At 63.7% G+C, this 9,747-nt stretch carries 11 protein-coding genes; 8 read left to right on the forward strand and 3 right to left on the reverse strand.

Annotated features, from left to right (window positions below; all coding sequences use genetic code 11):
• Positions 1-4: 4 nt before the first annotated feature.
• Positions 5-874, reverse strand: coding sequence for a helix-turn-helix domain-containing protein (locus tag NKH59_RS18405; RefSeq protein ID WP_352539280.1), 870 nt, complete (start codon positions 872-874; stop codon positions 5-7).
• A 91-nt stretch (positions 875-965) separates the two neighbouring features.
• Here NKH59_RS18405 and NKH59_RS18410 point away from each other — a divergent pair, with 91 nt between their 5' ends.
• Together NKH59_RS18410 and NKH59_RS18415 are read left to right on the forward strand one after the other, a co-directional pair.
• Positions 966-2,510, forward strand: coding sequence for a 4-hydroxyphenylacetate 3-hydroxylase N-terminal domain-containing protein (locus NKH59_RS18410; protein WP_352539478.1), 1,545 nt, complete (start codon positions 966-968; stop codon positions 2,508-2,510).
• A gap of 10 nt (positions 2,511-2,520) precedes the next feature.
• A complete protein-coding gene (locus NKH59_RS18415) occupies positions 2,521-3,030 on the forward strand; it encodes a flavin reductase (protein ID WP_027027471.1) in 510 nt (169 codons plus the stop codon).
• Positions 3,031-3,036: 6 nt separating this feature from the next.
• Here the strand turns inward: NKH59_RS18415 and hpaR are convergent, their stop codons facing one another.
• Positions 3,037-3,447, reverse strand: coding sequence for a homoprotocatechuate degradation operon regulator HpaR (hpaR, locus tag NKH59_RS18420; RefSeq protein WP_352539479.1), 411 nt, complete (start codon positions 3,445-3,447; stop codon positions 3,037-3,039).
• 224 nt (positions 3,448-3,671) lie between these two features.
• Between hpaR and NKH59_RS18425 the strand changes: the two genes are divergently transcribed.
• From NKH59_RS18425 to hpaH, 5 genes are read left to right on the forward strand one after another with little or no spacing between them, the layout of a single operon-like run.
• A complete protein-coding gene (locus tag NKH59_RS18425) occupies positions 3,672-4,058 on the forward strand; it encodes a 5-carboxymethyl-2-hydroxymuconate Delta-isomerase (RefSeq protein WP_352503132.1) in 387 nt (128 codons plus the stop codon).
• Positions 4,059-4,072: 14 nt separating this feature from the next.
• On the forward strand, positions 4,073-5,590 hold the full coding sequence (gene hpaE, locus NKH59_RS18430) for a 5-carboxymethyl-2-hydroxymuconate semialdehyde dehydrogenase (protein WP_352539281.1): 1,518 nt from the start codon (positions 4,073-4,075) through the stop codon (positions 5,588-5,590).
• Between the two features lie 15 nt (positions 5,591-5,605).
• On the forward strand, positions 5,606-6,586 hold the full coding sequence (gene hpaD / locus NKH59_RS18435) for a 3,4-dihydroxyphenylacetate 2,3-dioxygenase (protein ID WP_352469637.1): 981 nt from the start codon (positions 5,606-5,608) through the stop codon (positions 6,584-6,586).
• Between the two features lie 25 nt (positions 6,587-6,611).
• Complete coding sequence (locus tag NKH59_RS18440) at positions 6,612-7,487, forward strand: fumarylacetoacetate hydrolase family protein (protein WP_352469636.1); 876 nt, start codon at positions 6,612-6,614, stop codon at positions 7,485-7,487.
• Positions 7,484-8,290, forward strand: coding sequence for a 2-oxo-hept-4-ene-1,7-dioate hydratase (hpaH, locus tag NKH59_RS18445; RefSeq protein ID WP_352539282.1), 807 nt, complete (start codon positions 7,484-7,486; stop codon positions 8,288-8,290). Before NKH59_RS18440 ends, hpaH begins: the two co-directional genes overlap by 4 nt.
• A gap of 369 nt (positions 8,291-8,659) precedes the next feature.
• Here hpaH and NKH59_RS18450 read toward each other — a convergent pair whose 3' ends face one another.
• Positions 8,660-9,169, reverse strand: coding sequence for an ABC transporter permease (locus NKH59_RS18450; protein ID WP_352539283.1), 510 nt, complete (start codon positions 9,167-9,169; stop codon positions 8,660-8,662).
• Between the two features lie 78 nt (positions 9,170-9,247).
• Here NKH59_RS18450 and NKH59_RS18455 point away from each other — a divergent pair, with 78 nt between their 5' ends.
• Positions 9,248-9,397 carry a hypothetical protein gene (locus NKH59_RS18455; RefSeq protein WP_352469632.1) on the forward strand — a complete coding sequence of 50 codons (150 nt, stop codon included), beginning with the start codon at positions 9,248-9,250 and terminating at the stop codon, positions 9,395-9,397.
• Positions 9,398-9,747: the final 350 nt, after the last annotated feature.

The following is a 9,747-nucleotide window of genomic DNA, read 5'->3' on the forward strand; positions in this document are numbered from 1 at the left end:
ACGCTCAGTCCTGACCGAGCCGCAGGCGTCGCCACGCCGCCGGCGAGAGGCCGACGGCGGCGCGGAAGAAGCGCGAGAAATAAGCCGGGTCGTTGAACCCGGTCTCATAGGCGATGTCCTCGACCGGGCGCACGGTGAACAGCAGCAGGCGCTTGGCCTCGACCAGCCGCCGCTCACCAACCGCCTGGCGTACGCCCGCGCCGAGCACCTGCCGCGCTGCCTTGTCGAGCAGATGGCGCGTGGTGCCGAGCGCGGCGGCATAGCGCTCGACCGGCCAGTCGTCGCGAAAGTGTCGGTCGATCAGACGCCGCAGCCGGCCGCCCAGCGCCACCGTCGCCGGCACCGCGACAGCATGCGACTGCGCATCAAGGCGGGCGATGCCCGACAATGCCACGGCGATCAGCGGCGGCAGGATTTTCTCCATACCGGGCAACCTGTCGGCATATTCCGCTTGGATCATCGTAACCGTATCACCCAACCTTTCCCAGAGGGCCGTTTCACCGCGTCCGGTGACGAAGACCGGCTGGTCGAGCGGCAGCGCGGACTGCTCAGCGATCGCCGCAAGGGCAGCATCGGCGACCGAGACAACGATGGCGTCGGCGCCCGTCTCGATGCTGAATCCGTGGACCACGCCGCTCGGCATGAAGCTCACCGTCGGCGCCGAAAAACTCCAGGTCTCGTCTTCGATCCGATAAATGCCGCTGCCGCCGGTCCAGAAGGTGATCTGCGCCATTTGCGGGTGCTTGTGCGCGAGAACCTGGCCGCGATGCACGGAGGCACGCGCAAGAACAGTCTCGACATGCAGGAATCCGACGTCGAGCGCACGCGCCGGTTCGCCGTAGACGAAGAATTCGAGAATGGCAGTCTGGCTCATCACGGCGAAAAAATCCAAGTGGTTCTATACTTTCGTCCATAAACCTTTGTCACGACGATCGCTACAGTTGACGCGTTAAAGGAGGATCATGATGCGATCGGAAGATTTCCGGGCCGACACGAAACGGCCGTTTACCGGTGCCGAATATTTGCAGAGCCTGCGCGACGGGCGCGAGGTCTATATCAATGGCGAGCGGATTGCCGACGTCACCACCCATCCGGCGATGCGCAACTCGGCGCGCTCGCTGGCCCGCCTCTACAATGCCTTGCACGATCCGGCGCGGCAGGCGGTGCTGACCTCGCCGACCGACACCGGTTCTGGCGGCTACACGCACAAATATTTCCGCGTCGCCCATTCCGCCGCGGATCTCGCCGCACAGCAGACCGCCATCGCCGACTGGTCGCGCATGTCCTACGGCTGGATGGGGCGCACGCCCGATTACAAGGCAGCACTTATGAACACGCTCGGCGCCAATGCCGAGTGGTACGGCCCGTTCAGGGGAAATGCACTCGCCTGGCACAAACGCGCCCAGGAAGCGGCCCTGTTCATGAACCATGCCATCGTCAACCCGCCGATCGACCGCCACAAGCCGGCCGAGCAGGTGAAGGACGTGTTCGTGCACATCACGAAGGAGAACGACGCCGGCATCTGGGTGTCCGGCGCCAAGGTGGTGGCGACGTCGTCAGCGCTCACCCATTACAATTTCCTGGCGCAGAGCTCGGCGACGGTCACCGAGGACCCGTCATTGTCGGTGATGTTCATCGTGCCTATGAACGCGCCGGGGATAAAGATGTTCTGCCGCGTCTCTTACGAGCAGACGGCCAACACGGTCGGCCATCCCTTCGACTATCCGCTGTCGTCTCGTTTCGACGAGAACGATGCGATCCTGGTGCTGGACAATGTCTTCATCCCCTGGGAGGACGTGCTGGTGCTGCGCGATGCGCAGAAGATCCTCTCCTTCCACCCGGCGTCGGGCTTCATGCACGGCTATTGTTTTCAGGGCTGCACGCGCTTCGCCGTCAAGCTCGACTTCCTCGCAGGCCTGCTGGCGAAGGCGCTGCGCGCGACGGGCGGGGATGCCTTCCGCGGCAACCAGGCGGCCCTCGGCGAAGTAATTGCGCTGCGCCACATGTTCTGGAGCTTTTCCAACGCCATGGCGCACAACCCGATCCCATGGGCGAACGGCGCCGTGCTGCCCAATCTCGAAGCGGCGCTCGCCTATCGCACTTTCATGTCGGAGGCCTATCCGCGCGTTATCGATACGGTGCGCCGAGTCATCGCTTCGGGGCTGATCTACCTGCCGTCCTCGGCAAAGGATTTCGACAATCCGGAGATCGACAAGTACCTTGCCCAGTACGTGCGCGGCTCCAATGACATGGGCCATGTCGAACGCATCAAGATCATGAAGCTGCTGTGGGATGCGACCGGCACCGAGTTCGGCGGCCGCCACGCGCTCTATGAGCTCAACTATGCCGGTGCGCCGGAAGAGGTGCGGCTGCAGGTGCTGAAGGGCGCTGAGCGCGGCGGGCGCCTGAGGGCGATGGAGGAACTGGTCGACACCTGCATGGCCGACTACGACGAAAAGGGCTGGACTGGCGACACCTGGCTGCCGCCGCTGCCGGCTGGCGCAAGCTGAGGTCCCGGCCATGGAGCCACAAGTTGCAAGGCTGGAGTTCCGTGAGGCGATGGCGCGGGTCTGTGCGCCGGTCAACATCGTCACGACTGATGGTCCGGCCGGCCGCGGCGGCTTCACTGCGACCGCCATGTGCAGCGTTTCCGACGATCCGCCGACGCTGCTTGTGTGCATGAACGAGCGCTCGGCGCAGACCGGTCTGTTCCTCGCCAACCAGCGTTTCTGCGTCAACGTGCTGACGCAGTTACACACCCATCTGGCGGCAAAGTTCGCCGGTACGATCCGCGACATGGGCGAGCGCTACAATGCGGCAAGATGGCAGACCATGCCGTCCGGCATGCCGGCGCTGCTCGACGCCATCGTCAGCTTCGATTGCGAGATCGGCGACGTGAACAAGGTTGGCACGCACAATGTGATGTTCGGCCGCGTCGTCGACATCCGCCACGGCAGCGACGAGGCGGCGCTGCTCTATGTCGGCCGCAACTACATGCAGCCGAGCGCACTCGGCAGTTTTGGCGGGTAGAGGCTGTCAAGTCTGGTTTTCGGAAGATTCCGACTGGATCAGGCTTTCGAGCAGGTCGAGCAGGTGCTCATGCTGTTCGGCGCCGTAGCGCTGCTCGATCGCATCGTAGATGGCGATGCGCTCGGGCGACAAATCCTCGATCAGCGCCAGCCCGGCCGGGCTGATTGCGAGCAGCGCCCGGCGACCGTCATCCTTGACCTTGTTGCGGGTGATGAACTGCCGTTCCTCCATCGCCTTGATGATGCGGGTCAGGCTGGGCGGAAGGATCGAGGCGCGATGGGCAAGTTCGGTTGCCTCGAGCGGCCCGGCTTCGGCAAGCACACGCAGCACGCGCCACTGCTGCTCAGTGATGTCGTGGCGGGCAAGCATCGGCCGGAAATGCGCCATGATCACTTCGCGGGCGCGAAGCAGAGCCATGGGCAGGGAGCGGCGGGTGCTGGGCGGTAGCAAGGTCAGGTCTCCAAAAAATTCCAATTCCGGTACGACTCGCACCACACAATGAGACTCGGATCGCAGCTATATCCGCGATTTCGCCGGGGGCGGCAATCCCACCATCGAGAGCTGTATCTGCATAGAGAACGACACTTGACATTCCGCCGTCAAGATGTAATTCACATGTTAATTACAAGGTGGAGGAAACCTTGCCACATATGGCGATCGAATATTCGGCGAATCTCGACGCCAAGGTCGACATCAGCGCGCTTTGCACGCTGGTCGCTCGCACCATCCTCGAAACCGGCCTGTTCGAACATGGCGCGGTGAGGGTACGCGCTTTTCGCGCCGAGGCATACGCGATCGCCGATCGCCTCCCGGAGAACGGGTTCATCGACATGAACTTCCGCATCGGCAAGGGCCGCAGCGCCGAGGAAAAGAAACGCACCGGCGAGGCGATCTTCACTACTGTTTCGGATCATCTCGCATCTCTGTTCACGACGCCGCATTTCGCGCTGTCGCTGGAGATCCGCGAGATCGATGCCGAACTAAGCTGGAAGAAGAATGCCATCCACCCGCGCCTGCGCGGCAAGTGACAGGAACCCATATCATGGCGGCATTGGACGACAATCTGAGAAAGGCCGAGGCCTATCTCGAGCGCTTCAGAAGCGCTGGCGTGCTCAACCAGATCGGCGGCGAAACCGTGCCGGCCGCCGACGGCTCGACATACGAGACGCTGTCGCCAATCGACCTGAAGCCGATCGCCAAGGTGGCACGCGGCAAGGCCGCCGACATCGACCGCGCCGCCAAGGCGGCGAAGGCTGCCTTCCGCGACTGGGCGGCGATATCAGGCGACGCCCGCAAGAAGCAGTTGCACAAAATAGCCGACGCCATCGTCGCGCGGGCCGAGGAAATCGCTTTCGTCGAATGCATGGACACCGGCCAGTCATTGAAGTTCATGGCCAAGGCAGCGCTGCGCGGCGCGGAGAACTTCCGCTTCTACGCCGACCGCGCGCCGGAGGCCCGCGACGGCCACACGATCCGCGCACCGAACCAGGTCAACATGACGACGCGCGTGCCGGTCGGCCCGGTCGGCGTGATCACGCCGTGGAACACACCTTTCATGCTCTCGACCTGGAAGATCGCGCCGGCGCTCGCCGCCGGCTGTACGATCGTCCACAAGCCAGCCGAGTTCTCGCCGCTGACCGCGCGGCTTTTGGTCGAGATCGCCGAGGAGGCCGGCCTGCCGAAGGGCGTGTGGAACCTCGTCAACGGCTTTGGCGAGGACGCCGGCAGAGCGCTGACCGAACACCCCGACATCAAGGCGATCGGCTTCGTCGGCGAAAGCCGCACCGGCTCGATGATCATGAAGCAGGGTGCCGACACGCTGAAGCGCGTGCATTTCGAACTCGGCGGCAAGAACCCGGTCATCGTCTTTGCCGATGCCGATCTGGAGCGGGCGGCCGACGCTGCCGTCTTCATGATCTATTCGCTGAACGGCGAGCGCTGCACCTCGTCCTCACGCCTGCTGGTCGAGGAAAGCATCTACGACAAGTTCACCGCGCTGGTGGCGGAGAAGGCCAAGCGCATCAGGATAGGCCATCCGCTCGACCCCGAAACCGTGGTTGGCCCACTGATCCATCCGGTGCATGAGGAAAAGGTGCTGTCCTATATCGAGATCGGCAAGTCGGAAGGCGCTGTCGTCGCCGCCGGCGGCGGCAAGTTCGCCGGTCCGGGCGGCGGCTGCTATGTCAGCCCGACGCTGTTCGTCGGCGCCACCAACAAGATGCGCATCGCCCAGGAAGAGATATTCGGACCCGTGCTGACCGCCATCTCGTTCAAGGACGAGGCCGAGGCGCTGGCGCTGGCCAACGACACGCAATACGGCCTGACCGGCTATCTCTGGACCTCGGACGTCACCCGCGCCTTCCGCTTCACCGACGCGCTCGACGCCGGCATGATCTGGGTCAATTCGGAGAATGTGCGCCACCTGCCGACGCCGTTCGGCGGCGCCAAGAACTCAGGCATCGGCCGCGACGGCGGCGACTGGTCGTTCGATTTCTACATGGAAACCAAGAACATCGCGTTCGCCACGGCGCCGCATTCCATCCAGAAGCTCGGCGGCTGACCGGAGACCCCAACGATGCCCTTGCCCACACCCAATCTCTACCCGGCATTCAACATCGTGCGGCTCAGCCACGTCGAGCTGGCTGTTACGGACCTCGGTAAGTCGCGCGCGTTCTATGTCGACACGCTCGGCCTGCAGGTGACCGACGAGACCAAGGACGCCATCTATCTGCGCGCCATGGAAGAGCGCGGCCACCATTGCATCGTGCTCAGGAAAGGTGCCGCGCCGGAAGCCCGCGACCTCGGCTTCAAGCTGTTTTCCGACGACGATCTCGACAAGGCCGAGCACTTCTTCAAAGCCAGGGGCCTGCCTGTGAAATGGGTCGAGCGGCCCTACCAGTCGCGTACCTTCCGCACCCGCGACCCGCACGGCATTCCGCTCGAATTCTATTCCAGAATGGAGCGGCTGCCGCCGATCCATCAGAAGTATGCGCTGTATAAGGGCGTCAAGCCGCTGCGCATCGACCACTTCAACTGCTTCTCGCCCAATGTCGATGAATCGGTGGCGTTCTACAACGAGCTCGGCTTCCGCGTGACCGAGTACACGGAGGATGCCGCGACCGGAAGACTTTGGGCGGCATGGACGCACCGCAAGGGCGGTGTCCACGACATCGCCTTCACCAACGGCATTGGCCCACGCCTGCACCACGTCGCCTTCTGGGTGCCGACACCGCTCAACATCATCGATCTGCTCGACCTGATGGCCACCACCGGCTGGCTGCCGAACATCGAGCGCGGCCCCGGCCGGCACGGCATCTCCAACGCCTTCTTCCTCTATATCCGTGATCCCGACAATCACCGCATCGAGATCTATTGCTCGGACTACCAGACGGTAGATCCCGACCTAGAGCCGATCAAATGGGACCTCAAGGACCCGCAGCGCCAGACGCTGTGGGGCGCACCGGCGCCGAAGAGCTGGTTCGAGGAAGGCAGCACCTTTGCCGGCGTCGAGCCGCGCAAGTCCGATCTGGCGGCCTCGCCGATCGTCGCGCCGTGACGTCGGCTAACTGCAGGGGAAACAAATGAGCGCGGCACGTCTCGCCACCTTCACCGTTGGCGGCAAAACGCGCTACGGCGCAATCACCGACAAGGGCGGCGTCGACCTGTCGGCGCGACACGCACAGTGGCCGAGTTTGCGCGAGGTGATAGAGGCCGGCGCACTGCGACGGCTGGCGGAAGAGGCGGACGCTTTCGCCGCCGATTTCCCGCTCGATGCCATCGCCTACGAGATACCCGTCCCCTCGCCCGAAAAGATCATCTGCGTCGGCGTCAACTATCCGGACCGCAACGAGGAGTACAAGGACGGACAGGCCGCACCCTCGAACCCGTCGCTGTTCATCCGCTTCCCGCGCTCCTTCGTCGGCCATGGCACGCCCCTGGTGCGGCCGTCGGAATCGCCGCAGCTCGATTATGAGGGCGAGATCGTCATCGTCATCGGCAAGGGCGGCCGCAGGATCGCCGAGGCGGATGCGCTGGGCCATATCGCAGCACTTTCGCTCTGCAACGAAGGGACCATCCGCGACTGGGTGCGGCATGCCAAGTTCAACGTCACGCAGGGCAAGAACTTCGACCGGACCGGCTCTATCGGCCCCTGGCTTGTGCCGTTCACCGACGAGGCACAGATCGCTGACATCGCGCTGACCACGCGCGTCAATGGCGAGGTTCGCCAGCAGGACCGCACCGGCCGCATGATCTTTTCCTTCCGCAAGATCATCAACTACATCTCGACCTTCACCACGCTGGCGCCGGGCGACGTCATCGTCACCGGCACGCCGACCGGCGCTGGCGCCCGGTTCGACCCGCCAATCTGGCTGAAGCCGGGCGACGTGATCGAGGTCGAGGCCGACGGCATTGGCTTGCTCAGCAACGGCGTCGTCGACGAAGGGACCGGCCGATGATGACGCCAGAACAGGTCGAAGACGCGGCCGCGAGGCTGTTCGAGGCCGAGCGCGACCGCCGCCAGATCAGGCTGCTCAGCCTTGATTTCCCCGGGGCGACGATGGATGACGCCTATCTCGTCCAGGCGGCGCTGGTGAAACGAAAAGTGGCCTCGGGCCTGACGATCAAAGGCTGGAAGATCGGCCTGACCTCCAAGGCGATGCAGTCGGCGCTCGCCATCGACATTCCGGATTCCGGTGTGCTGTTCGACGACATGTTCTTCGATGACGGCGGCACCGTTCCAGCCGGCCGCTTCATCCAGCCGCGCATCGAGGCCGAGATCGCCTTCGTCATGAAGGCGTCGCTGGCCGGTCCGGACGTGTCGATCGACGACGTGCTCGACGCCACCGACTACATCACGCCGGCGCTGGAGATCCTCGACACCCGTATCGAGCGCGTCAACAAGGAGAGCGGCAGGATACGGACCTTCTTCGACACCATCTCCGACAATGCCGCCAATGCCGGCGTCGTCGTCGGCGGCCGTCGTGCCGGACCGCGCGAGGCCGACCTGCGCTGGATCGGCGCCATCCTGTCGCGCAATGGCGAGGTCGAAGAGACCGGGCTCGGCGCCGGGGTGCTCGATCATCCGGCGAAGGGCATCGCCTGGCTGGCCAACCGGCTGCATCAGTACGGCATGCAGATATCCGCCGGACAGGCCGTGCTGTCGGGCTCGTTCATCCGGCCCGTGGAGTGTCGCCACAGTGACACTATCGCTGCCGATTTCGGACCCTATGGAGCGATCCGCATCACCTTTGCCCGCTAGCGGCAATTCCTCCATAGCCCGCTGACCCGACTTGCCGGCGGCGTGCTGAAACAGAACCCGGAAGAGCCCGAAAGGGTGTCGGCACTCCTTGCCAGCCTTCAAAGTATCGGCGCCGAAATCCGGGTGCCGCGCGAACAACCGTTCGATGCCATCGCTTTGCTGGACGATCAGGATTAACTCGACTTCCATCGCTAGCCGCGTTCCTGAAAGGCTTTATTACGCGATAGACCACGATCCGCTGACGCGCTTTTGTGCTCCTGTTTCAATCCGAGCCGCTGTCCCGAGCCGCTGTGCAGTTTTGGGCAACATGCGTTTGATCGACAAACCCGTGGCCAGAAGCCGAGGGGTTCCTTGTCGGGACGGCCGGCGCTATCGATTCGAGCGGCCGAGCGCTGTGGACGCAATCATGGTCACCACGACGAAGGGAACGGCGAGCGAGGTATGGCCGAGGATGAGGCCGGGAAGGGTCGCGGTCAGGCCGGCCATCGAGAAGACGAAATACATGCCGACGCCGACGATGACCACCGGCGCGATCATCGGCACCAGCAGCAAGGCGGAGATCGTGCGCCGACCTGGCAGATTAGGCGCCGCGAGGCCGAGCGCGGCCATGGTGCCTAGCGGCGTCGCCAAAAGTGTCGTCGAGACAGCCAGAACCAGGCTGTTGCGCAGGGCATCCATCCAGGTCTGCATCGAGAAGAACTCGCGGTACCATTTCAGCGACCAGCCGGTGATGGGAAAGGTGAAATCGCCGCTGCTCTTGAACGAGAACAGCACGATGATGATCAGCGGCGCCATGAGGAAAGCCAGCACCATCATGGCCGTCAGCCCGAGGCCGAAGCGGCCAAGCCGGCTGGTGGTGGTTGATCGCGGGGAGGACATCCGGGCCTCGCAGACCGGCGCCGCTGCGGCTGAGCAGGGCGTTCTGGATGGCATAAAGCGAGAGCGTGACGACCAGCATTGTTCTTTCTCGGCGGCGTCGTCGGCGCTGTGGGTTTCAAGCATGTCGGCTTCGCGGCGACGTTGTTTCTGGCGGCCATTCTCCTCGTGCTGGCCTCCATGCCAGTCCTGGAGGACGTCTCCGTTCGCATGAGGCGGCTTTGGCAGTAGCGCTGCAGAGCTTTGCCGCATGCCAGATTTGGCAGCACATTCGCGAAGGCGCTGTTCCTGGATTTCGGCAGCTATCTGTTTTGGCCGATCCTGAAGCACGAACACGATGAGATCGGCCCAACGACAAGAGCAAGCGAACTCAGCCATACCCACTCATAGCGTAGAGTGAGGTCGAAGAGATAGCCGACGCGCCCGCGGCGGCTCCAATCGAGTGGCCGGCCGAGATAAGGGCCCATTGCCAGCCCCATCACGCGCAAATCCGAGATGGCTGGCGACAAGACTGGCCGTGACGGGAATGGCCGCATGGCTTTGGTTCGAGGCAGGGCGTATCGCCCGGTTTTCTACAGCCT

Source organism: Mesorhizobium sp. M0998 (assembly GCF_040318885.1).
In the GTDB taxonomy this organism is placed as follows: domain Bacteria; phylum Pseudomonadota; class Alphaproteobacteria; order Rhizobiales; family Rhizobiaceae; genus Mesorhizobium.